Source organism: Methylomonas methanica (assembly GCF_001644035.1).
GTDB classification, from domain to species: Bacteria; Pseudomonadota; Gammaproteobacteria; order Methylococcales; family Methylomonadaceae; genus Methylomonas; species Methylomonas methanica_A.
Genome location: NZ_LUUG01000139.1, coordinates 1 through 22,217 on the forward strand (window position 1 = coordinate 1; position 22,217 = coordinate 22,217).

The following is a 22,217-nucleotide window of genomic DNA, read 5'->3' on the forward strand; positions in this document are numbered from 1 at the left end:
AGATTTGACTATTTCTCGTATTTTTCTTGGAAAGAGCTTTGCAAGATCTATTTAATGCTGGATTTGTCAAGTAATCAGCTGAGGTCAATAGCTACTGTGAAGTCGTTAAGTTGATGATTTGACTTAGATGTTCGTCATTTACGTTGAGACGAGCTATTAATTGATATGTAGTCAATGTAATCAAATGCTGACGTAAAAATTTACAGTTAACGTTGTTTCAGACTGTTTAGAAATGATGTATTTTTTTTAAATGCTTGTTTTTAATTTGAATTATTTTTTTTGGCTCATTGTTTGCTTTAGTTATTCCATGATCTAGTGGCGTTTTTACCAAGACGGAGCCAATGGGACCATTCAAAGTTGTTACAAGTTTATATAGGGGGGATTATGGAAACTAAAATTATTAAACACATGCTTTTGGCGGGGTTTTTATCGTCAACTGCAATTTTCGGGGGAGGCGTTCAAGCGGCTTCCTTCAGCGTGACGGGCAGCTTAACTGGCGATCCCAGAACTGCAAACCCGGATAATTTATTCATCAACGTTGGAATCAGTGTAGTTGATACAGTAGCCAGCTGGACAGTAGATGTCGCATCGCCTCTGCATCCAAATGCAAAGCTTGATGAGTTTTATTTCAACTTGGCATCCTCAGTCAACCCTAGCAATGTGACATTTGGTGGATTCTCACCGACAGGGTGGGTTATCAACAACCCAGCGTCAACGGTCGGAGGGGGGAACTTCAATCCTACATTTATATTCGAAGCTGTTGATCCACCAGGCAATACAAACAATGTAACTAATGCTGTGGATTTGTTGTTTACCGCAACGTTGAACCGCAATTGGACTTTAGACGACTTTTATTCGGCTGCAGCATTGCAAAGCACAGAAGCTACTTTGCCTGCCGGCCAATTAGGTGCCCACTTGCAGTCACTAAATACTGCTGGTTGTAGTGGTTGTTCTGATAGTGGCTTCCTGGTCGGTAACTACACTCGCGATGGCGGCGGCGGCGGTCAAGGTAGCGTACCGGAGCCAAGCGTTGTGGCTTTGTTAGGGATGGGTTTGTTGGGCATGGGCTTAACACGTAAATCCAAAGTCTGACGGTCTGATTTTTTTAGACGCATAAAAAACGCCGGTTTAACCGGCGTTTTTTTTATCCAGTAATTGTCTAGTAGTTTGAACAATGTGTGTTATCCCGTTGTTGCCATTGTGATTCTGAAAGCAAAATCACAGTAATGGCAGCCCAGTTTTTTTAGACTTTCTTCCAAGCAAACAGCTGATTTAGCAATTCAATTCAAAATAAAAATCAGCTGACGTCTTGAAAGACTTAATCCAAGGAAGAGCTTTTTAAGAATTGGATATTTAAAATAAAATCAGGGAAACAGTCATGAACAAAAAAAATTTATACATAACCTTGGGCGTTGCACTTCTAGCAGTGCCCGCCATCATCTATCTTGACAAATACTTGCTTGAGCAAGAAGTCCAGCAGATAAACCAAGATATGCAGCAGATGCCCGCATCGGCTGGTAACGTCGCAAAAACCTGGAAACCAGGGCAAATTTTAGTTAAGCCCAATGCCGGTTTGACTGATGCGGAATTTGAAAAAATTCTGCGCGGTAATCAAGGTAAAAGTAACGAAAAAATAGGTAATTTGCCGGTTCATGTTGTTAGCGTTCCTGAGCAAGCGGAAGAAGCGGTGGTGCGGGCGCTATCAAAAAATCCCCATATTGAGTTTGCTGAGTTGGATATGGCACAGCCAATGAGCGCGACTACTCCAAATGATCCAAACTTTGCTGGTGCTTGGCATCTAGCAAAAATACAAACGCCTGGCGCATGGGATGTTTCCAAAGCTGATGGCATTACGATTGCCATTCTGGACAGTGGCGTTGATGGTTCGCATCCGGATTTGGCTAATCATATGATTCCGGGGTGGAATGCCGTGGATGGAGGCTCCGACACTACCGACATCAATGGTCATGGTACTGCGGTTGCGGGTACGGCAGCGGCTGTCACCGATAACTCTGTTGGCGTTGCTGGAGTGGCCTGGAACGCTAAAATAATGCCCGTCAGAATTACCAACGATTCAACGGGATACGCTTACTGGAGTGACGTTGCGCGTGGTCTGAGTTGGGCGGCTGACAATGGAGCCGATGTCGCAAATATCAGTTATGGGGTGAGTGGTAGCTCGGCGGTGTCATCGGCGGCCCAGTATATGAATTCCAAAGGCGGATTAGTGGTCGTCGCGGGCGCTAATGACGGCGTAGATCCGGGCTATACCAATAACCCCTACATGATTTCTGTTTCAGCAACCGACGGGAATGATGCTAAAGCCAGTTGGTCCAACTATGGCGCTTTTATAGATGTCGCCGCGCCTGGCACCTATATAGCAACGCTTCTTAGAGGTGGTGGGTATGCCAATTGGAACGGGACCTCGTTTTCTAGTCCTGTGACAGCCGGTGTAGTCGCGTTGATTCAAGCCGCAAATCCCAATTTGGTTCCTGCGGATGTCGAAAAAGTGCTAAAGGATTCTGCCGATAAAGTATCAGGCCTTAATTTTGATCCAAACTTTGGCTATGGACGTATCAATGCTAGTGCAGCCGTGCAATTGGCGCTTAATACAGTGGCTAAAGATACTCTGGCACCTGCGGCTATCATTGCATCTCCTGGCGCCGGATCTGTGGTCAGTGGCTTGACCTCTGTAGCTGTAAACGCCAGCGATAATGTTGCAGTCAGTCAGGTTTCGTTTTATGCGGGCGGTAAACTGGTCGGCACAGACGGCACTGCGCCTTACACCTTCAGCTGGGATTCAACCACTGCGGCAAACGGTAATATAAATTTAACCGCAGTAGCTACCGATTCTGCCGGAAACCAAGGCTCATCAAGTGCCGTGACCGTGAACGTACAAAATCAAACCACCGTAACCAACACGGATCAAGCCGCTCCAACCGTGACCATTTCCAACCCGGTTAATGGCGCGAAAGTGAGTGGAAGCGTAGTGAATATTTCTGTTGCTGCTAATGACGACATTGCCGTCGCTAAAGTACAACTTTATATTGACAGCAAGCTGGTGTCGTCTACAACCAGCAAAACCTTGAGTTACAGCTGGAACGTCAAGAAAGTGGCTGCTGGCAGTCATTCGATCAAAGCGGTTGCTACCGATACATCTAATAAAACGGCTACCGTGAGCATCCTAGTAAGTAAGTAGCGTTTGTCTCCAGAATGCTGCCAACAATTTTGTTGGCAGCATTCTGCAAGCCAATCTGTACAAGGGGCGTATTCCGCCCCTTTTTTATCGCGACAAGTCGCCATAAACAGATCGCTTGATCAACTCTGGCGAGGCTATTCGCGAAAGATGGGCAGGAGTTTTAATCTGTTCTTAATAAAGTTTTTAGTCCGAGCCTCTTACAATAATCGATTTGCTTGATTTTATTCAATAGACGGGATTGTGATGCTTAGAGTTAAGGATATTGTGGTTGTAAGTTTGTTCAGTTTGCCTATCGGATTCGCTTATGGGCAAGCACTTCCGAATACTGTAGCGAATTTACCGGCCGGCAAAGCTTGGAAGTCCGGACAGATATTAGTCCAGCCCAAAGCTGGACTGCCTGACGCCGAGTTTAAAAAAATTCTGCGTTTCAATGGCAGTGGTATTGCTGAAAAAATCGGTAGTTCGGCTATCCATATTATCAGTGTTCCTGAACATGCTGAGACTGCCGTGGTGCGGGCCTTATCAAAAAATCCCCATATCGAGTTTGCCGAATTGGATATGGCTATGCCACTGAGCGCCGTTCCCAACGATCCACAATTTGCCAATGCCTGGCATTTATCCAAAATCCAGAGCCCTAGTGCATGGGATGTCTCAAAAGCAGACGGTATTACTATTGCGATACTTGATAGCGGTGTGGATGGTTCACATCCAGATTTAGCGGCGCATATGGTGCCGGGATGGAACGCGGTAGACAGTGGTTCGATCACTACTGACATTAATGGACATGGTACTGCCGTGGCGGGTGCCGCCGCTGCCGTCACCAATAATGCCAGCGGTGTCGCAGGTGTGGCATGGAACGCCAAAATCATGCCTATCAGGATTACCAATGATGCCGGTGGTTATGCGTATTGGAGTGACGTTGCCCGCGGTTTGAACTGGGCCGCCGATAACGGTGCCGACGTCGCGAATCTCAGCTATGCCGCAAGCGACAGTGCCACGGTAATCTCAGCTGCTCAATACATGCGAAGTAAAGGCGGTTTGGTATTGGTGGCTGCCGGCAATGCTGGCACGGATCCGGGGCTTGCGGATAGCGTGAACTTGATTGCCGTTTCCGCTACGGATGCTAATGACGTAAAAGCCAGCTTCTCGAATTACGGCAAATATATCGATATTGCGGCGCCGGGCGTATCCATTCCGACGACCAACAATGGCGGCACCTATGCTGCTTGGTACGGTACCTCGCTTGCCACGCCGGTCGCTGCTGGTGTGGTGGCACTGATTCAGGCTGCCAATCCGAAACTTACGCCTGATAATGTCGAAAAAATATTGAAAAGTTCTGCGGATAAGGTAACTGGTGTTAGTTTTGACCCGAACTACGGCTACGGGCGCGTTAACGCGGCCAACGCAATCAAGGCTGCCATCAATACCGTCTCGTTGGATACCCAAGCTCCGGCGACTGCTGTTCTATCCCCAATTGCTGGCGCTGTGGTTAGTGGTCTGGTTTCAGTGGCGGTGGCAGCCAGCGATAATGTTGCAGTCAACCAAGTCTCACTGTTTGCCAATGGTAAGTTGGTCGGAACCGACGGCGTCGCACCCTATCAATTTAGCTGGGATACCAGTAGCCTAGCCAATGGCAACGTCACTTTAACGGCTGGCGCAATCGATTCGGCTGGAAATACTGGTTCATCTGCTGTCGTGACTGTTAGCGTACAGAATCAAAACGCTACCGGCGGGTCTACTGGCAATACGACATCTGCTGATTTGATCGCGCCCACGGTTAATATTTCTAACCCATTGAACGGTACTAAAGTTAGTGGCTTGGTAGCGGTTTCTGTTTCGGCAAAAGATAATGTGGCGGTTGCCAAGGTGCAGATTTATATCGATACGAAGTTGGTTGCTTCAACGACCGGCAGCAGTTTGAGTTATAGCTGGAACGCCAAAAAAACCTCGGCGGGTAACCATAGTATTAAAGTGATTGCGACGGATACGTCTGGTAATTCAGGCACTGCCAGTATACAAGTGACCAAATAAGCTCACACCTCAGGGGATTTGTATCGCCTGCCGCCAGCAATATTTCGCTCAAACTGGTGGCAGACGGCAAATCCACGCCGCCCAGGATTGGACCAGTGAAAGGCAAGTGCTGGTAGTTACGCGACTGAATCACACTCGGCATCGACTCTAGTTTTGATGATTGCGAGTGGCGTGATTCCCGGCGGGTTTTGCGACGCAATCAAGATTATCCGCAGCGCCATCCGTTACAATAGCCGCCATCTTCCGTGAACCTAAGCTTCCCTTTCAAATGAACCATTCGATTATTTATGCGCTGGATTTTGATGGCGTTGTCTGCGACAGCGCGATTGAAACCGCGATCACCGGCTGGAAAGCCGGCACAACTATTTGGAAAGACATGCCTGACGCAGTACCTCAGGCTATCGTCGAGCAGTTTCGCGAAGTGCGGCCGATTATAGAGACGGGTTACGAAGCGATTCTGATCATTCGCCTCATGTATCTGGGCAAAAGTACTGCCGCTATTTACGCCAATTACGCCGCTAAAGTGCAAAGGATGTTGGACGAAATCCATTTAAGCATCGACGATTTGAAAAAGCTGTTCGGCGAAACCCGTGATAACTGGATTGCCAGTGATCGTGCCGATTGGATAGCCAAGAATCCCTTGTATCCCGGTGTTGCGGAAAAACTGCGTGACTTGGGACAACGGCATTTTTGGTGCGTGATTACCACCAAACAAGAGCGCTTCGTGAAGGAAATTCTTAGCGCCAACCAGATTGAGTTGGCCGACGAACGAATTTTCGGGATGGACCGCAAGCTTAGCAAACCTGACATCCTGAAAGGTTTAAAAGCCCAGCATCCGGGCCAGCCGATTTATTTTACCGAGGATCGCCTACCGGCTCTGGAGGGTGTAAAAAAACACCCGGAGCTGGCCGATGTGAAGTTATTTTTCGCGCTATGGGGTTATAACCTTGCCGCAGACCACTCTGTTGCAGCGGAGCAAGCAATCGTGCTACAGCAGTTAGAGACTTTTCTCAGCGACAGTTTGGGTGCCGTATAGGCGGTACCGAGTTCAGTAACGGTATTCCAAAACACGGCTGGTTTCGGCGTCGGCATCGTTCAAATAGTAGTAACCGTCGCCGTGGCTGACAATACGTTGATAGGGTAGGGCGTCCAGTTCGGACAGATAGACGATGGCGTGGGTTTTAATCAGGCAATACACCACGTCGCCTTCCCGCAAAGCCATGCACTGACAGGCACCCGGCGTAATTTCCACCAACAAGGTACCACCGCAATCAACCTGCACGATTAAACTTTCGCCGCTGGGGATGATAGCGCATATTCGACCTTTTAACTGATTCTGAATGGAGATGCCATCGATATAAGCTCGCGACAGCGCAATGTCGTTGGCGCGTATCGATACCTGGCTCTGGCTGCCGATTGCAAATTGCGGACGCAGCGGCAATGCCAGCGGCAGACCGAAACTATCCGCCATACTGCAACCCGCCTGGTAATCGTGATTGCGAATACTGATCGGTAGGATGTTGTCGATTTGGCGGATACCCAGATAGCGCAAGATGCCTTGATGTTTAGCCACTTCGCGCAAGGAGCCGCTACGCAGCACCTGGCCGTGCTCCAGCACGATCAATTGATCGGTCAATTCCAGAATCTCGCCCAGCGACTGGCTGGCATACAGTACCGGCAAGCCGAATTCGTCTTGCAGGCGTTTCAAAATCGGCAGTAGTTGCGAGCGGTAACCGTGGCCGATAGCGGCGAAAGTCTCGTCAAGCAATAACAACTTCGGCGATTTCAGCAGAGAACGGGCCAGCGCCACCCGCTGGCGTTCGCCGACCGAGAGCCGTTCGATGGGTTGATCCAGGTTGGCGACCAGTTCCAGTAAATTGATTAAATAGTCCGGCTTGAACAGCCGGCGCTGCTTGAGGGTGCGGTAATAGCTGGCGGTCAAATTGTCGCGCACGGTTTCCGTGGCGTCGGCGCAATCGCTCTGCAATACCGCGCCTATCGGCCGTTGTTCGCGCGGCATCACGATGCCCTTGCGGCTGTCGAACAAGATTTTGCCGTCCAGCGAAATATGTCCGCTTTGCGGCTGAATGGTACCGGCGATCAAGCCTAGTAAGGTACTTTTACCGGCACCGGATTGTCCGAACAGACCGACGCTGATCTCGCCGACCGATAACTGCGTGCTGAGGTCGAAATGACCGCGACGCAGTTTGACATTCATTTCCAGCAGCATGACCACCTCCGGTGGTTAAAGCCGACCCGGCCCCGTTGGCCGGGCCGATCGCAATATTAACCCTGCACGCCGAGAATCACCGCGCCGGCTTTGAAGACTGCCGTGGCGGTTTTGCCTTTGCGTAGTCCCAAGGTTTCCACGCTATCGTTAGTAACGGTTGCTGCGATTTTGTCGCCGCCGGGCAGGGCGATATCCACTTCGGTGTTGACCGTGCCCGCCTTAACGTCAGTGACCGTACCTGCCAATTGGTTACGCGCCGAAATCCGATAGCCGCCGAAATCGGTGACAACGATGACTTGGGGCGCTTTTACCAACACGATGACTTTCTTGCCGGTTTCTATCGCCAAGGTTTCGACGGAGTCTTTGGTAATCGAGGCGACTATGGTTTCGCCGCCTTTCAAACCGACATGCACTTCGGCGTTGACTGCACCGATGGTGACTTCCGTGACGGTGCCGGAAAATTGGTTACGTGCGCTTGCTTTCATGATGATTCCTGTAGAGTTATAAATGATGATTTAGGGTTGTTTGGGTATGCCAAAACCGTATTTTTCGATAATTGACAATGCCGCTGGAGATTTAAGGAAATTTAGCAATGCTGATGCCGCCGGGTTGTCTGCCCCGGTTGTTAGCAGAGAGGCCGTTTGATTGAAGGGACTATGCAGATTATCAGGTACGACCCAACCTGACCCGCTAGCGATTTTGCCTGTATTGACGTCAATGACTTGCGCCAATCCGACGAAACCCAGTTCGGCGTTACCCGTACTGACAAACTGGTAAGTTTGCGAGATGTTTTCCCCCATCACAAATAGAGGGCGTAATTTGTCTACTACCCCGATATGGCTCATTACTTCTTCGGCGACAACACCGTATGGGGCGTGACTAGGGTCGGCCAGAGCGATATGTTTAAAGGTGCCGGTTTTCAGAATTGCTCCTTGTTCGTCGACATAGCCTGGTTTCGGTGACCACAGCACCAACTTACCGATTGCGTAAACAAAATGGCTATCTGGCACGGCATGACCGGATTTTTCCAATTCCAAAGGGTATTTTTCGCTAGCCGATAGATAAACTTCAAACGGAGCGCCGCTTTGGATTTGTGCGAAAGCTTTGCCGGATGATCCGAAAGACAGCTTGGCACTGTGGCCGGTGGTTTTCTCGAAAGCCTCTGCAATTTCGGTCATCGGTTTGGTGAAATCCGAGGCCACTGCAACCAACGTGGTATCGGCCTGCGCAAACGCGCTCGACAGTAGCGATAAAGCTAAAATAATCCGGTTTAAAGCGATAAACGACATGGTATTTCTCCTCAATGAAAAGTTGATCGGTAGTGGCTAAAACCGTAATTGGCTCTGCACGTAAACATAATCGACGTCCTCTTTAATAGTCGGTGCCGACGGCGCTCTTTTAGCAAATTCACCCTTGAATAAATGCGCCCAGCCGGTTTCGAAATTCAGGCTGCTGTTAAAATCCCAACGCGCGGTCAATTCCAATTGTTGGCCGACAAAATCACCGCTACGGCCGCTGGTATCTTGCAAACCGGCCGTGGTCCAACTGTCCCGGTCGGATGCCAGCCAGTAGAAGCGATGACTTACACCGAGTTGCACATCGCTACGCGGCGCAGCGACGATTCGGTAGCCGGGGCTACTGATATTGCTGCGGGCGAACGCACCATACATACCGGTCGCGCCAAACTCGAAGCGTCGGGCACCGTACAAGGTGTCGAAGCGCTGGTCTTGATTGTCATTAGGGTTTTCATCACCGCTGGCGTAGTCGTATTCCAACGCGAAACGGGGAGACCAAGGGGCGTCGAAGGTATAGCCGACATCGGCGTGCTGGTACCAGGCGGCGTGCTCCAAATCGCGGCCATTGTTGGCGGCGGTGCTGGAGCGGACGGTGCCGAGTTGACCGATAGTTTCCAATTGAAAGTCGAAGTTAGCCTTCTTGGGTTTCAGATAAAAACGCACGCCGGGCGTGAAGTAGCGGCGATTGCGGGTTGGGTTGCGGATACTGTCGCCCTCGTCAAGGTTGTACAGATAAACCTCGCTGTTGATGCCCCAGGCCAGGTTGTAAAGCTCCAAGAAACCACCGGAAAACCAGGTGTGGGTATCTTCCTCGTCGAACTCATGGACCTCGTTCAGAATATCTACTGCGGCGGTCGGATAGCGGTTGACCGGCATTGTCACAAAACCAGTGAATTGCCAAGTGTCATAATTCAGCAGCCGCAGCTTTACGCCGGTAAAGCTGTTGATATCGTTGCGCATCGCATTGCGGGCGATTAAACGGCGACTACCCAGGTTTAGCGTTTGTCGGCCGGCCACAATTTCAGCGCCGATACCGCTGTAAAACAGATTTTGGTCTGCCCACGCCGCATAACCTTGAATGAAGTCCGCTTCATCAGCATGGGTGTTATTCACACCGGAACCGCTGTCGGCGCCTAACGCGCGCGCGTCCAAAAATTCTGCGCCGATCCTGAACTTAGCAATATGTGCTTGGAGCCACAGCGCGGTTTGTAAGGCAATCTGCTGATCGCCGCCTCGGCCGTTCGCCTTGAAATTACCGTCCATGGTTTCGTAGCGGGTGCGCTGCTCTAAAGATGCATCCAGCCATTTCGGAAGATTAAGCGTGTCATGTAGATTCCAGACCGGCTTTTCGAATTTATCATTGCCCAGCAAGGCATCCGGCATCTGACTGGAAAAGGCGGCCATGGGGGGCTTGCTGTAGGTTTTACTTTCCGCCGCCTCACTAACGCCAATGTCAAGACTGTTCGCTGCGATCACTTTCAGTGCAACGAGTAAAGATGCTTTGCGATTGCAGTTTTTGCGGAACATAGTTCACCTATTAAGCCGGTTAAATGTGTTGGGTTTATGATAATGTCCCGGCTGTTGGGAGATTTTGCTGGGGTGTTCATCGCAACCAGGGAGTGCTTGCAGTCTACTTTTCGTTATGTACAAAAGTAAATAACGAAATGCAAAAATAACTTATTTCATTTGGGGAAATAATGGTAGTCGGCAGTGCGTTCTTTAAATAGGCCATTAAAAATTAGATAGATCAATTGAATAATGTCTACAGTAGAGAAAAATCGAAACATGCCGGAGCCACCTTGGCTTGAAGGCGAATTACGCCTAGCTGGCATCTTGGATAAACGCATGATCAGCTTGCTGCGTGCAATAGAGCAAAGCGGTTCGATCAATCAAGCCGCCAAGCAGGCCGGATTAAGCTACAAAGGCGCATGGCAGATGATAGAGCGTGCAAATAACCTGGCTCCGAAGGTTTTAATAGCCACCGCGACGGGCGGCAGCAAGGGAGGCGGTACCACGCTCACGGCGGCGGGTTTGTCCTTGCTTAAGTTATTCACCCGCCTAGAGGATCAGCATCGCGCCCTTTTGCAGCAACTCAATCAAAGCTTGATCGACGATCCGGATGTAATGCTTTTGTTGAAACGACAGGTGATCAAAACCAGTGCCAGAAACCAGCTGTTCGGTACGATTGCACGGATCAACTCTGGCGCGGTAAACGCCGAAGTGTTTGTGTCATTGAAGGGTGGAGAGCAAGTTGTCGCCAGCGTGCCGTTGACAACGTTCGTAAACTTGAAATTGAAGATAGGCGGCGACGCAGTGGTGCTGGTCAATGCGCCGGATATTTTGGTGTTGGGTGATGATGGCGGGCTTAGTGGACTGTCGGCGCGGAATCGTCTGGCTGGCCGTGTGATTCGCATCCATTTTGATGGTGTGGATTCTGAAGTGATCATCCAACTGCCCAGCGGCGAAACCATTGCCGCTAGTATTACGCAGGTCAGTGCTGAGGCTCTTGCGCTCAAACCGGGTGCCACTGCTACAGCGGTATTTAAGAGTAATGCCGTGATCCTGGCTGCGGCGATGCCTGCCGGTGACCGTTAGCTAGGTCGATAAGAATATTCGTTATAAATCCTACAAATCTTAAATAATCATCATTCGATAATTGTCGTGTTTACGACATTGTCGGATCGCGCCGCTGCCAAACTGCATATTTCTACGAACTATTCGCATCTAAAAACCGAGTAAAAACCGTATCAACCATGGCTTTGATGTGGTTTTAATCGTCCTGGCAAGTGTTTTGCTTGCAAGCTGTTAAATACTTTTCATTCATTACCTTTCATTGGGGATTTAAGCAAATGCTACTTGAAAAATACGACAGCCAAGGGCTTTTATGGATTACCACCTTAGTCGGCAAAACCAGCACTGCCGGGCTTTCCGCGTTTCGCGGCGACTTGGTGTTAGTCGAAGGTGAGTTGCGTGAAGGGTCGACGAATATCCGTGACCGGAAAACCCCGGAGATGGTGATTAATCAATCAGCGATTTTGGCCGATGCCGACAAGATTTTGTTCATCAACGGCCTGTTTTTCCAATTGGAAGACTTACCGGTATTCGTCGAAAAATATAAAGAGGCGCTGACCCCGGAAACCGCCACCCTGTTTTACGTGCAAAACATCGCTAAGCCGATGCAAATCGTTTTAGATGGCGTGGTTTTCAATTTATTGCCTCATCAGGAAGGTATGATCTGGAACTTGATGTTGGAAGAGCTTTATATTGAAAAATCCGACCTGAAGGGCCAGTCCGGCGAAGACAAGGTCATCACCGCATACGAGGCGGCTAAGGGCTATAAAATCAAAGCCGAGCCTATCAGTTTGGAGACTGCTCTTTCGCAAACTATCGAAGTTAAAAAAGATTTAGCCGGTGGTCCGGTTTAGGTTTGGTGTCTTGAGCCTTGTGAGGATGTTAGTGCTATGAAAAATTTCAAAACTATCTCCACGGCCGATTCCGAACAGCTGATTGCGGAGCAGCAACCGATGATTCTGGATTGTCGCGATCTTAAGGATTACCGGGCGGGGCATATCGAAAATGCCATGCATGTCCACGAGCAATTGCGCGATTCGCTGCTGAAAAAAGCCGACAAGGCCAAGCCCTTGCTGATCTATTGCTATTACGGCCATGCCAGCGAACATTTGGCTGAAATGTTTGGCGATTTCGGTTTTCAACAAGTCTACAGCTTGGCCGGCGGTTATGCCGACTGGAAAGAACAGCACAAACTTTAAGGGTGACGCTATGGAACAATTATCACGAGATCTGGCTTTGCGTATCGCGCTGGCTTCGCGGATTTTGCCGGGAGTGGATGTGCCGAAGTTGATCGGTGTGTTGCACGAGAAAGTCGGCTCGCCGTTGGACGACGAGAAACTGAAATCGATTACCGTCACCAACCTGAAGACCGGCATCGGTAGTCTGGATGGCGAGGAAGACGGCGAAGATATTGGCATCGGCCTGGAAAACATCAAACTGGCGGTCAGGTATTTGTGGGGCGAGGAAGATGAAGATGAAGGCTTGCCGGAAATCATGCCTTACAAGGAGGGCGATATTCCGGAATCGATTCGGGTGGCGATAGCCTCTAATAGCGGTCAGCTATTGAATGGGCATTTTGGTTCCTGCATTCGCTTTTTGGTCTATCAATTGTCCAAAAGCGATATGCGCTTGATCGACATTCGCTCTACTGTAGAAGCCGATAGTGCGGACGACAGAAATCTATTTCGGGCCAATATGATCAAGGATTGCCATGTACTGTTCGTGCAGTCGATCGGCGGACCGGCAGCGGCCAAGGTGATTCGTGCCGATATTTATCCGATTAAGGAACCCGATGTAATCGACGCGGTGGAGAAACTCACCGAGTTTCAGAAAGTGTTCGATGCCGCACCGCCTTGGATGGCGAAAGCCCTCGGTAAAAGTGCCGAGGAGCGGAAGCGGTTTGCTCATCAGGAATAAGATTCGAAAATTGTGCGTCTTACCCTCTCCGCTGAGAGGGTAAGTTTTTCGGGGCGGAAATAGTCCCGGTTAGCTTCGATCAGAATAGTTCGATAGCGAAGCGCTATTGCTTTTCCATGGTCTTGATAAACGCGTCCGCCTCATTAATCGATTTTTCCATTTCCACCACCAAAGCCGATACATCCGATTTAACCGAGTCCAACTGGCCTTTTAGCGAGGCGATGGCTTGAGCATTCAGGTTGTGTTTCAGATACAGCACCTGGTCTCGAAACACGCTGAGTACCGGCTCTATTTTGGTTTCGGCTTTGCGCATTGCCGCAATCAGTTGTTGATAATGCGCTTTGGTGGCAGTCAACTTTTGCTGACTGTTTCGTCTTAGCGAGGCATTGCTGTATTGGCTCAGCTCGGTTTCCCATTCGCTGAACAGTGCGCTGGAGACGTCTTCTATATCGGCGATGCGCTTATTAACCTCCTCGGCCTTTTTTACACTGGCCTCATATTCACCATTAAGTTTATTGTAGGTGGCTTCTAAATCGCCGCCTTTAAAATTGGTCATCACGGTGAATTGTTCGAGCGCCGACTTAAATTGTTGCTTGGTTTCCTCCTGGGTATCGCGGGCTTTTTCCACGCGATGCACCATCACTTCGCGTTTGGGAATGCCGATTTTCTCCAGGCCGCTGTAATACGCGCTGGAACAGGCTGCTAAGCCAAACGTCAACAAAAACAACATAAAACGCGAACTGAATTTCATAAAAGCTCCTTGGATTGATGGGTGCATTATAAGCTGGAGTCGGTGTAGTTCAACTTAGCTCGGTTGCTGGGTTCTTAGCAGGTAGACAGCGTGCAAGTATGCGATTGTGAATAAAATCACATATTCGGCATTGAGTTTTAAAACGCAATAAACATAGACAAGCAAACGTCAGAGTTAATCAGGGTTACAGCGGATCTCAATAATATCTAAAGTTAAATAATGCGATTGCTATTCAAAATTTATCTATTGCCGGTGGCGGATGGTTCGATTTTGAGTTTTACTTAAGCCACGTTTTCGAACAGGGCTTTGAAGAAGTTTTGGGATGATTTAAAAAATTATTAACAGTTTTAATTATTATTTTTTATATTAGGTGGCGCAAATGAACGAATTAAAAAAAGACATGTTTATTGGTTCTGTATCTTTTTTAGGTATAGTTGCTTTTGTTTCAGGACAATTTATATTGTCAACAATGATGTTTGGGGTGGCCGCAGTATGGAGCACGATTTTATTAAATAATCGTGCTCAAGCAGTTAAGAATTGAAAGTTTTCTCCTATAGTCAGAGACTTGCAAACGATCTTCCATCATTCGTTTGCTTCCATACTCCCGTAGCTTCCCTGGTTTACGGGAGTTTTTTTTGCTCGCTACCATAAGCGCGGAGCGAATCAGCTAATTTCGCTATCCATATATTCCAGTTATAATCGAGTTCTTAACGTTGTTTCGCTGTAGTTAAAATTATCGACGCCAAAAGATTGCATCCAGGCTTCAATTCTTATAATTTCCGCAAGAAACTCAGCTTCTCTTTTATTTTTATTTCCAAACCACGTTCCACCGGAAAATAATACTGCCGGGCTTTTAAGGATTCAGGGAAATAGTTTTCGCCGGCGGCATAAGCGTTTTTCTCGTCATGGGCGTAGCGATAGTCCGCGCCGTGTCCCAGTTCCTTCATTAACTTGGTTGGCGCATTGCGTAAATGGATGGGTACTTCCAGCGAGCCGCTGTTGCGAGCGTCCGCCATGGCGGCTTTGTAGGCCACGTAAACCGCATTGCTTTTCGGCGCGCAGGCCAGGTAAACGATGGCTTGCGCCAGCGATAGTTCGCCTTCGGGACTGCCCAGCCGCTCGTAAGCGTTGGTAGCATTCAACGCCAATTCCAGGCCTCTCGGGTCGGCGTTGCCTATGTCTTCGGATGCCATCCGAATAACTCTGCGGGCGATATACAAAGGATCGCAGCCGCCGTCCAGCATTCTGGCAAACCAGTACAACGCGGCGTCCGGGTCGGTACCTCGCACCGATTTATGCAAGGCAGAGATTTGATCGTAGAAAATATCGCCGCCCTTGTCGAAGCGATTGGCATGGCCCAATAACACTTCGTCCAATATATCGCGATTCACGGTTTCCCGGCCGTCGATGTTTTCCGCCAGATCGGCGGCGATTTGCAGGATGTTTAAACAGCGGCGGGCGTCGCCGTCGGCGGCCTTGGCGATCATGGTCAACACTTCCGAGTCAATCAGCAAATTGCGGCTGCCCAGCCCGCGTGCTGTGTCGGTCAAAGCGTTATGCAGCAAGGTTTCCAGATCCTCTGATTCGATACTGCGCATCACGTAGACCCGCAGTCGGGACAGTAAGGCGTTATTCAATTCGAAGGAAGGGTTTTCCGTGGTGGCGCCGAATAAAATAATCGCGCCGCTTTCGATGGGCGCCAACAACGAATCTTGCTGGCTTTTGGAAAAGCGGTGAATTTCGTCGATAAACACCACGGTATTCAGATTGCGGCTGTGTTTAACCTCTTCCGCCTCGGCTACCGCCGCCCTGATTTCCTTCACGCCAGCCATCACCGCCGACAATTCGATGAAATGGCAATGCGCGTTGGCGGCGATGATTTTGGCCAAAGTGGTTTTGCCAACGCCCGGCGGGCCCCAAAACACTAGCGAGTGCGGTGCACCTTGTTCTATAGCCACGCGCAGCGATTTGCCCTTGCCCAGCAGATGCTGCTGACCGATAAAATCGTCCAGCGTAGTCGGCCGCATTCTGGCCGCAAGCGGCGCATAGGCGGTATTATCAAAGGCGGTAGCATTCTTCATTTGCAGGGGCTCGGTAAAACAAATAGGCAATGACGGCATTTTTCATTAGAATTGCCGGCCATTTTATTGATTCTAATGCCGGATTGACATGGATTTAAAATTCTTAGATTTCGAACAGCCGATTGCCGAACTCCAGGCCAAGATAGAAGAGCTGCGTAAGGTAGAGCTGGACAATAATTTCGACATTTCCGAAACCTTGAAGCAACTCGAACAGAAATGCGAGAGTTTGACCGAAAGTATTTTCGCGGATTTGTCGGACTGGCAAATATCGCAATTATCCCGGCATCCCGGCCGGCCGTATACTTTGGATTATATCGATCTGATATTCACGGAATTCCACGAGCTGCACGGTGACCGCTCATATGCCGACGATCCGGCGATAGTCTGCGGGATGGCGCGTTTGCTGGGGCAGCCGGTTGTAGTGATCGGCCATCAGAAGGGCCGGGATACCAAAGAAAAAATTTATCGTAATTTCGGCATGCCGCGTCCGGAAGGTTATCGTAAAGCGTTACGCGTGATGAAGCTGGCCGAGCGTTTCAAACTGCCTATCATCTGTCTAATTGATACTCCAGGCGCTTATCCGGGTATTGGCGCCGAAGAGCGGGGGCAAAGCGAGGCTATCGCCCGTAATCTGTTCGAAATGTCCAAACTGCGAACACCGGTTATCTGCACCGTGATCGGTGAGGGCGGTTCCGGTGGGGCTTTGGCTATCGGTGTGGGCGATAGATTATTGATGCTGGAATACAGTACCTATGCGGTTATCTCTCCCGAAGGTTGCGCCTCGATTCTATGGAAAAGCGCCGACAAAGCCCAATTGGCGGCGGAAGCGATGGGTATTACCTCGGACCGCGTACGTGAGCAAGGATTTCTGGATGAAGTGATTCGCGAGCCGGTTGGTGGTGGTCATCGCAATTTCGAAAAGATTGCCGCAAATCTGCAAGACGCGTTGGTCAGGCATCTTAACGATCTGCAGCAACAGGCGGAAAATATGGATTTGCTGTTGGAAAGGCGCTATCAACGCATTATGCGATTTGGCTCCTACATCGAAGAGCCAGTCAAATAAAACTGTCAGTCAATTTAGTTGTTCAATAAAAGGCCGAGTCAAATCGGCCTTTTTTGTGAGTAAACCATGCCCGATCTCAATCCGCAGACTGTTGCTGCTTTATTGCCTGCCACGTGCCGGAAAGTGTTCGTCGCCTATAGCGGCGGTTTGGACTCGACTGTGCTGCTGGATTTATGCGTGGGCTTGCCTGCGCTCGCCGGCAAGATCGTCGCCGTTTATGTCGATCACGGCTTGCAAGCTGAGTCAGCGGGATGGGGCGAACATTGTCGCCGGCAAGCAGAAAGCTTAGGTGCAGATTTTCAATTGCTAACGGTGGATGCGCGGGCCGGTAGCGGCGAAAGCCCGGAAGCCGCGGCCCGCGAGGCGCGCTATCGGGCGCTGCGGCAACTATTAGGTGTCGACGATATTATCCTGCTGGCCCAGCACCGCGAGGACCAGATGGAAACGTTGTTGCTGCAATTGTTCAGAGGCGCCGGTGTATCAGGCTTGGCCGGCATGCCGATTGCCAGTGTTTTTGGGAAGGGACAAATGCTGCGGCCGCTGTTGGATGTGGCCAAGGTCGATATACAGCGGTATGCGCAAGCACATGGTTTGCAATGGGTGGAAGATCCCAGCAACCAAAGTAGCGATTTTGACCGCAACTACCTGCGTAACGAAATCCTGCCGGTATTGAAACAGCGCTGGCCGGCGCTGGATAAAACGGTTGCGCGTTCGGCCAAGCACTGTGGCGACGCGGCACAGATGATAGAGGCTTGGGCGAAAAAGACCTTGCCGACGGTTTTCGATCCGACCGATGGCAGTTTCAATGTCGCCGATTTATCAGCGATCACGGCGACGCAATTGAATTGTCTCTTGCGACACTGGTTGCGCCGCATGGGTGTGAAGCCGCCGAGTCAGGCGGTGTTGCAAACGCTGGTCGAGCAGCTGGTCTGTGGGCGGGGCGATGCAGCGGCGCAAGTATGTATCCAGGGCAGCATCATCAGAAAATATCGGCAAAAATTGTATTGCATCCCTGAGCAATGCTTGCAAAAGGAAACTCAGACAAAGCCGTGGATACAAGAGCAGGAGCGGATAATCTTAAGCAATGGCTATGTGTTGTCCAGAAACACTGCATCGGCTGGGCTATCCAAAAACTTGTGGAATAATGCGGAAGTGACGGTGGAGCCAAGGCGAGGCGGGGAAAAGCTTAAATTGCCTGGTCGAGCCGGCCATCATTGTCTAAAAAAACTCTACCAGGAGGCTGGGGTTCCGCCTTGGGAAAGAGACATTAGGCCCTTGATTTATCTGGATGGTCGTCTGGCGGCGGTCGCCGACTTATGGATTGCCGAATGGGCGTGGCTCAGCGCGGCGGACAGTTGTTACCAATTGGATTGGCGAGTGTCCGAAAGCATGTAATGATAGGTAACGAAAACCGTTAGGAGGTGTCATGTTGATGTTTCCCGAGATACTTCAGGCCATGATCGTGGGCATGATGATCGCAATCCCGGCGATCTTGATCTATAAAAAAGCCGGTCTGAATCCGGCGTGGGCGGCATTGGTGTTTTTGCCGGTCTTTGGATTGCTGATCGTGTTTTTGCAACTGGCTTTCCAAGAATGGCCGAATGCAAAAAAGGAGGGCTAGTCATGGAACTATTTTTCGTGTTGTTGCCGGTATTCATGCTGTTTTGCTTGTGGCTGGGCTATCGAATTTTGGAAAAAGCCGGATTCGACGGGCGCTGGACGCTGGTTTTATTGGTGCCGGTGCTTAACATCATCATGATTTGGGTGTTTGCATTTAGCACGTGGCCCAAGTTACAAAATGGCGTAGACCAGGGCTTTTAAGCGGCACCCTGACATGACCGAAAAGACACGCGGCAAACTTCCGGCGATTTTCATTCCGGTGGTGCTATTCATCGTGTTTGATGCGGTGGCGCTGGGGCTTAATTTTTGGATTTCCGCAAAGCTGGAAAAGAGTGCGGTGGCTATTAATTTATCCGGCCGCCAACGCATGTTGTCACAGCGGATGACCAAATCTTTGCTGATGTTGCATGTCGCGCAAACCGATACGGAAAAGCTCAGCGCTTTTACCGAATTTTCCAATGCCGTCGACTTGTTCGATAAAACCTTAAACGGTTTTTTGCAAGGCGGTATTACCAGTAGCGGTGATGGCAAACCGGTTTACTTGGCTGCCGCCCAAGCTTCCAATACGCAAATGATTACCGGCTCGGCGTCCCAGCTTTGGGCACTGATCCACAAACGCTTATTGCCGGTTGAGTTGGGTGGCGTAGGGATTGATACCGAGGTTTTGCGGTCGGCATTGCGGACATTGTTGATGCATAACACCCAACTGTTGGCTTTGATGAATGATCTGACCACCGCGTTGGAGCTAAATGCTACCAGGGAAGTGTTTTATTTGCGCAGCTTGCAAGCCAGTTTGCTGCTGCTGGCATTGCTGAATTTTGCCCTGGTCTGCAAACGCCTGTTGGCTCAAATCAAGCAATCCCAGGGCAATGTTCAAGCCTTGCGCAATATCATCGATTCCATCGAGACCGGCATCGTTTTGTATGGTCGTGACGAATGTGTGCGTTCCGCCAATAAGACGGCCAGTCAGTTATTCGGATACGGCGAGCAGGTCTTGATCGGTAAACCTTTAAAGCAATTGATCGTCGCGGACAACACCCGAATGCTGGGGTTACGGCGCGACAACTCTACCTTTGTCGCGAAAATCAACACCCAAACCCTGTTCGAGTTTAACGATCAGATCACTATGTGCACGATTACCGATGTCAGCGAACAGGAGCGTAAGGAAAAACAATTAATGTATCTGGCGTTTCATGACCAGCTCACCGGTTTGCCCAATCGCGGTTTGTTGGTCGAGCGCTTACGGCAAGACTTGTTGCGCGCCAAACGTGATTCGACATTTTTGGCGGTGCTGTTTCTTGACTTGGACGGTTTCAAGGATGTAAACGATGAAATGGGGCACGATGCCGGCGATGAATTACTGCAAGCAGTGGCCAAGCGTTTTGAGCATTGTTGCCGCGAAGTCGATACCGTCGCCCGTTTGGGTGGCGATGAGTTCGTATTTGTTCTGACCTCGCTACACTCGGTATTGGCGGCCAAGCAAGTGGCGCAAAATGTGTTGAAAGCCATTAATCAAGCGTTTTTAATTCATAATGAGACCGTCAAAATAGGGGCCAGCATCGGCATTGCCATGTATCCCACCGATCATTCCGAAGCCGAATTGTTGATTAAATGCGCCGACGACGCGATGTATATGGCCAAGCAGCGCGGCAAAAATCAGTTGGTGTTTACGACCAAATGTCGTTGATATTTTTCGGTTATCTAGCCCCCGGCTGAGCTTGCTTTGGCAATTAAAAAGGCAATTGCGCTATAAAACTGTTAGAATTTGCCGCTTTTCGACCCCCTTGCTATTCGCTAAACAGGGCGCCAAACGTTCATGACAAAATTCATATTCATCACCGGCGGAGTGGTTTCATCCTTGGGAAAAGGGATAGCCGCTTCATCGTTGGCAGCTATCTTGGAAGATCGCGGCCTGAAAGTCACTCTCACCAAACTCGATCCCTACATCAACGTCGACCCCGGCACCATGAGTCCGTTTCAACACGGCGAGGTCTTTGTGACCGAGGATGGCGCGGAAACCGATCTGGATTTAGGCCATTACGAGCGGTTTTTAAAAACCACGATGGCCAAGAAAAACAACTTCACCACCGGCCAGGTTTACGAGCAAGTCTTACGCAACGAGCGTAAAGGCGAGTATCTGGGCGCGACGGTGCAGGTGATTCCGCATATTACCGATGAAATTAAACGCCGCGTCTATGCCAGTGCCGAAGGGACCGATGTGGCGCTGATAGAGGTTGGCGGCACGGTTGGCGACATCGAATCCTTGCCGTTTCTGGAATCCATCCGGCAAATGGGCGTTGAATTAGGTCGGGACCGGGCGGTATTTATCCACCTGACTTTAGTACCTTACATCAAGTCGGCTGGCGAGATTAAAACCAAACCAACCCAGCATTCCGTCAAAGAACTGCGCACCATCGGTATCCAGCCGGATATCCTGATTTGCCGTTCCGAGCAGCCGATCCCGGCCAGCGAACGCAAGAAAATCGCCTTGTTCACCAACGTCAATGAAAAAGCGGTCATCTCCGCGATTGACGCCGACACCATTTATCGCATCCCGTTATTACTGCGCGAACAAGGCTTGGACGACATCGTCGTAGCCCAGTTGCGTCTCGATGTGCCGCCGGCAGATTTGTCGGCGTGGGAGAAAGTGGTCGATGGTTTGACTCACCCGACCGATGAAGTCAACATCGCCATCGTCGGCAAATATGTCGATCACACCGATGCCTACAAATCCTTGAACGAGGCTTTGATTCACGCCGGTATCCACACCCGTCACAAAGTACAAATCACTTATATCGACTCTGAAACCATCGAAGCCGAAGGTACGGCAAAGCTGAAAGATGTCGATGCGATTTTGGTACCCGGTGGCTTTGGCGAACGTGGCGTGGAAGGCAAGATTTCTACAGTACGTTTCGCCCGCGAAAACAAGATTCCTTACCTGGGCATTTGCTTGGGCATGCAGTCGGCGGTGATCGAATTCGCTCGCGATGTGGTGGGTTTGGAAGGCGCGCACAGCACCGAGTTTTTACCGAATAGCCCGCATCCCATTATCGGTTTGATTACCGAGTGGATGGATGAGGCCGGGCAGTTGAACGTGCGTGACGAAGGGTCGGACATCGGTGGCACCATGCGTTTAGGTGCGCAAAAATGCCGCTTAAAATCGGATTCCTTAGCGTTCGAGTTGTATCAAAAAGATGTCATCACCGAGCGGCATCGCCACCGTTACGAGTTTAACAATCAGTATTTGAAACAGTTGGAAGCCGCCGGTATGCGCTTCTCCGGTAAATCGCTGGATGGCCGCTTGGTGGAGATTATCGAGCTCCCCGATCACCCCTGGTTTTTGGCCTGCCAATTCCATCCCGAATTCACCTCGACACCGCGCAACGGTCATCCGCTGTTCTCAGGCTTTGTCGAAGCGGCCGCCAAACACAAGAAGCACCCTCTAAAGGCATAAACAAGGTT

Annotated in this window: 21 protein-coding genes; 15 read left to right on the top strand and 6 right to left on the bottom strand. The window is 50.1% G+C overall.

Annotated features, from left to right (window positions below; translation table 11 throughout):
• The first annotated feature begins 384 nt into the window (after positions 1–384).
• The 4 genes from A1332_RS25150 (at position 385) to A1332_RS24030 (ending at position 6,263) form a co-directional block, all read left to right on the top strand.
• Positions 385–1,092 carry a PEP-CTERM sorting domain-containing protein gene (locus tag A1332_RS25150; protein WP_157204111.1) on the top strand — a complete coding sequence of 236 codons (708 nt, stop codon included), beginning with the start codon at positions 385–387 and terminating at the stop codon, positions 1,090–1,092.
• Between the two features lie 286 nt (positions 1,093–1,378).
• A complete protein-coding gene (locus A1332_RS24020) occupies positions 1,379–3,196 on the top strand; it encodes a S8 family serine peptidase (protein ID WP_231890407.1) in 1,818 nt (605 codons plus the stop codon).
• 243 nt (positions 3,197–3,439) lie between these two features.
• A complete protein-coding gene (locus tag A1332_RS24025; RefSeq protein WP_082879863.1) occupies positions 3,440–5,227 on the top strand; it encodes a S8 family serine peptidase in 1,788 nt (595 codons plus the stop codon).
• Between the two features lie 268 nt (positions 5,228–5,495).
• Complete coding sequence (locus A1332_RS24030; protein WP_064010913.1) at positions 5,496–6,263, top strand: HAD family hydrolase; 768 nt, start codon at positions 5,496–5,498, stop codon at positions 6,261–6,263.
• 12 nt (positions 6,264–6,275) lie between these two features.
• Here A1332_RS24030 and A1332_RS24035 read toward each other — a convergent pair whose 3' ends face one another.
• The 4 genes from A1332_RS24035 to A1332_RS24050 are packed head-to-tail and all read right to left on the bottom strand — an operon-like array spanning position 6,276 to position 10,279.
• A complete protein-coding gene (locus tag A1332_RS24035) occupies positions 6,276–7,457 on the bottom strand; it encodes a molybdenum ABC transporter ATP-binding protein (RefSeq protein WP_064010914.1) in 1,182 nt (393 codons plus the stop codon).
• A gap of 56 nt (positions 7,458–7,513) precedes the next feature.
• The gene (locus A1332_RS24040; RefSeq protein ID WP_064010915.1) at positions 7,514–7,942 is read right to left on the bottom strand and encodes a TOBE domain-containing protein; all 429 of its coding nucleotides are present in this window, start codon (positions 7,940–7,942) and stop codon (positions 7,514–7,516) included.
• 30 nt (positions 7,943–7,972) lie between these two features.
• Positions 7,973–8,746 carry a molybdate ABC transporter substrate-binding protein gene (modA, locus tag A1332_RS24045; protein ID WP_064010916.1) on the bottom strand — a complete coding sequence of 258 codons (774 nt, stop codon included), beginning with the start codon at positions 8,744–8,746 and terminating at the stop codon, positions 7,973–7,975.
• A 36-nt stretch (positions 8,747–8,782) separates the two neighbouring features.
• Positions 8,783–10,279, bottom strand: a complete 1,497-nt coding sequence (locus A1332_RS24050) for an alginate export family protein (RefSeq protein ID WP_064010917.1) — start codon at positions 10,277–10,279, stop codon at positions 8,783–8,785.
• 258 nt (positions 10,280–10,537) lie between these two features.
• Here A1332_RS24050 and A1332_RS24055 point away from each other — a divergent pair, with 258 nt between their 5' ends.
• The 4 genes from A1332_RS24055 to A1332_RS24070 all read left to right on the top strand — a co-directional run bounded on the left by A1332_RS24055 (position 10,538) and on the right by A1332_RS24070 (position 13,240).
• The gene (locus A1332_RS24055) at positions 10,538–11,347 is read left to right on the top strand and encodes a TOBE domain-containing protein (RefSeq protein ID WP_064010918.1); all 810 of its coding nucleotides are present in this window, start codon (positions 10,538–10,540) and stop codon (positions 11,345–11,347) included.
• 254 nt (positions 11,348–11,601) lie between these two features.
• Complete coding sequence (locus A1332_RS24060; protein ID WP_064010919.1) at positions 11,602–12,177, top strand: hypothetical protein; 576 nt, start codon at positions 11,602–11,604, stop codon at positions 12,175–12,177.
• Positions 12,178–12,213: 36 nt separating this feature from the next.
• Positions 12,214–12,522: a rhodanese-like domain-containing protein gene (locus A1332_RS24065; protein WP_020483003.1), complete on the top strand. Its 309-nt coding sequence runs from the start codon at positions 12,214–12,216 to the stop codon at positions 12,520–12,522.
• 10 nt (positions 12,523–12,532) lie between these two features.
• A complete protein-coding gene (locus A1332_RS24070; RefSeq protein ID WP_064010920.1) occupies positions 12,533–13,240 on the top strand; it encodes a dinitrogenase iron-molybdenum cofactor biosynthesis protein in 708 nt (235 codons plus the stop codon).
• A 103-nt stretch (positions 13,241–13,343) separates the two neighbouring features.
• Here the strand turns inward: A1332_RS24070 and A1332_RS24075 are convergent, their stop codons facing one another.
• Positions 13,344–13,991, bottom strand: a complete 648-nt coding sequence (locus A1332_RS24075) for a DUF2959 domain-containing protein (RefSeq protein WP_064010921.1) — start codon at positions 13,989–13,991, stop codon at positions 13,344–13,346.
• Between the two features lie 379 nt (positions 13,992–14,370).
• Here A1332_RS24075 and A1332_RS25800 point away from each other — a divergent pair, with 379 nt between their 5' ends.
• On the top strand, positions 14,371–14,532 hold the full coding sequence (locus A1332_RS25800; RefSeq protein ID WP_197491552.1) for a hypothetical protein: 162 nt from the start codon (positions 14,371–14,373) through the stop codon (positions 14,530–14,532).
• A 229-nt stretch (positions 14,533–14,761) separates the two neighbouring features.
• Here the strand turns inward: A1332_RS25800 and A1332_RS24080 are convergent, their stop codons facing one another.
• A complete protein-coding gene (locus A1332_RS24080; protein WP_064010988.1) occupies positions 14,762–16,072 on the bottom strand; it encodes a replication-associated recombination protein A in 1,311 nt (436 codons plus the stop codon).
• Positions 16,073–16,160: 88 nt separating this feature from the next.
• Here A1332_RS24080 and accA point away from each other — a divergent pair, with 88 nt between their 5' ends.
• The 6 genes from accA to A1332_RS24110 all read left to right on the top strand — a co-directional run bounded on the left by accA (position 16,161) and on the right by A1332_RS24110 (position 22,209).
• Entirely contained in the window at positions 16,161–17,135 is a 975-nt protein-coding gene (accA, locus tag A1332_RS24085; RefSeq protein WP_064010922.1) for an acetyl-CoA carboxylase carboxyl transferase subunit alpha, read from the top strand.
• A 66-nt stretch (positions 17,136–17,201) separates the two neighbouring features.
• The gene (gene tilS / locus A1332_RS24090) at positions 17,202–18,530 is read left to right on the top strand and encodes a tRNA lysidine(34) synthetase TilS (protein WP_064010923.1); all 1,329 of its coding nucleotides are present in this window, start codon (positions 17,202–17,204) and stop codon (positions 18,528–18,530) included.
• 31 nt (positions 18,531–18,561) lie between these two features.
• Entirely contained in the window at positions 18,562–18,756 is a 195-nt protein-coding gene (locus A1332_RS24095) for a hypothetical protein (protein ID WP_020482996.1), read from the top strand.
• A gap of 2 nt (positions 18,757–18,758) precedes the next feature.
• Positions 18,759–18,956: a hypothetical protein gene (locus A1332_RS24100; RefSeq protein ID WP_064010924.1), complete on the top strand. Its 198-nt coding sequence runs from the start codon at positions 18,759–18,761 to the stop codon at positions 18,954–18,956.
• Between the two features lie 13 nt (positions 18,957–18,969).
• Positions 18,970–20,442 carry a diguanylate cyclase domain-containing protein gene (locus tag A1332_RS24105; RefSeq protein WP_064010925.1) on the top strand — a complete coding sequence of 491 codons (1,473 nt, stop codon included), beginning with the start codon at positions 18,970–18,972 and terminating at the stop codon, positions 20,440–20,442.
• A gap of 129 nt (positions 20,443–20,571) precedes the next feature.
• Entirely contained in the window at positions 20,572–22,209 is a 1,638-nt protein-coding gene (locus tag A1332_RS24110) for a CTP synthase (protein ID WP_064010926.1), read from the top strand.
• The last annotated feature ends 8 nt before the right edge of the window (positions 22,210–22,217 follow it).

What these genes read in the sequence shown, in the direction of transcription:
- A1332_RS24040 (WP_064010915.1), bottom strand. Translation starts at nt 7,942, where the DNA reads ATGAAAGCAAGCGCACGTAACCAATTTTCCGGCACCGTCACGGAAGTC.
- tilS (WP_064010923.1), top strand. Translation starts at nt 17,202, where the DNA reads ATGCCCGATCTCAATCCGCAGACTGTTGCTGCTTTATTGCCTGCCACG.
- A1332_RS24070 (WP_064010920.1), top strand. Translation starts at nt 12,533, where the DNA reads ATGGAACAATTATCACGAGATCTGGCTTTGCGTATCGCGCTGGCTTCG.
- A1332_RS24110 (WP_064010926.1), top strand. Translation starts at nt 20,572, where the DNA reads ATGACAAAATTCATATTCATCACCGGCGGAGTGGTTTCATCCTTGGGA.
- A1332_RS24055 (WP_064010918.1), top strand. Translation starts at nt 10,538, where the DNA reads ATGCCGGAGCCACCTTGGCTTGAAGGCGAATTACGCCTAGCTGGCATC.
- A1332_RS24030 (WP_064010913.1), top strand. Translation starts at nt 5,496, where the DNA reads ATGAACCATTCGATTATTTATGCGCTGGATTTTGATGGCGTTGTCTGC.
- modA (WP_064010916.1), bottom strand. Translation starts at nt 8,746, where the DNA reads ATGTCGTTTATCGCTTTAAACCGGATTATTTTAGCTTTATCGCTACTG.
- A1332_RS25800 (WP_197491552.1), top strand. Translation starts at nt 14,371, where the DNA reads ATGAACGAATTAAAAAAAGACATGTTTATTGGTTCTGTATCTTTTTTA.
- A1332_RS24025 (WP_082879863.1), top strand. Translation starts at nt 3,440, where the DNA reads ATGCTTAGAGTTAAGGATATTGTGGTTGTAAGTTTGTTCAGTTTGCCT.
- accA (WP_064010922.1), top strand. Translation starts at nt 16,161, where the DNA reads ATGGATTTAAAATTCTTAGATTTCGAACAGCCGATTGCCGAACTCCAG.
- A1332_RS24105 (WP_064010925.1), top strand. Translation starts at nt 18,970, where the DNA reads ATGACCGAAAAGACACGCGGCAAACTTCCGGCGATTTTCATTCCGGTG.
- A1332_RS24095 (WP_020482996.1), top strand. Translation starts at nt 18,562, where the DNA reads ATGTTGATGTTTCCCGAGATACTTCAGGCCATGATCGTGGGCATGATG.
- A1332_RS24100 (WP_064010924.1), top strand. Translation starts at nt 18,759, where the DNA reads ATGGAACTATTTTTCGTGTTGTTGCCGGTATTCATGCTGTTTTGCTTG.
- A1332_RS24020 (WP_231890407.1), top strand. Translation starts at nt 1,379, where the DNA reads ATGAACAAAAAAAATTTATACATAACCTTGGGCGTTGCACTTCTAGCA.
- A1332_RS24065 (WP_020483003.1), top strand. Translation starts at nt 12,214, where the DNA reads ATGAAAAATTTCAAAACTATCTCCACGGCCGATTCCGAACAGCTGATT.
- A1332_RS24080 (WP_064010988.1), bottom strand. Translation starts at nt 16,072, where the DNA reads ATGAAGAATGCTACCGCCTTTGATAATACCGCCTATGCGCCGCTTGCG.
- A1332_RS24075 (WP_064010921.1), bottom strand. Translation starts at nt 13,991, where the DNA reads ATGAAATTCAGTTCGCGTTTTATGTTGTTTTTGTTGACGTTTGGCTTA.
- A1332_RS25150 (WP_157204111.1), top strand. Translation starts at nt 385, where the DNA reads ATGGAAACTAAAATTATTAAACACATGCTTTTGGCGGGGTTTTTATCG.
- A1332_RS24035 (WP_064010914.1), bottom strand. Translation starts at nt 7,457, where the DNA reads ATGCTGCTGGAAATGAATGTCAAACTGCGTCGCGGTCATTTCGACCTC.
- A1332_RS24050 (WP_064010917.1), bottom strand. Translation starts at nt 10,279, where the DNA reads ATGTTCCGCAAAAACTGCAATCGCAAAGCATCTTTACTCGTTGCACTG.
- A1332_RS24060 (WP_064010919.1), top strand. Translation starts at nt 11,602, where the DNA reads ATGCTACTTGAAAAATACGACAGCCAAGGGCTTTTATGGATTACCACC.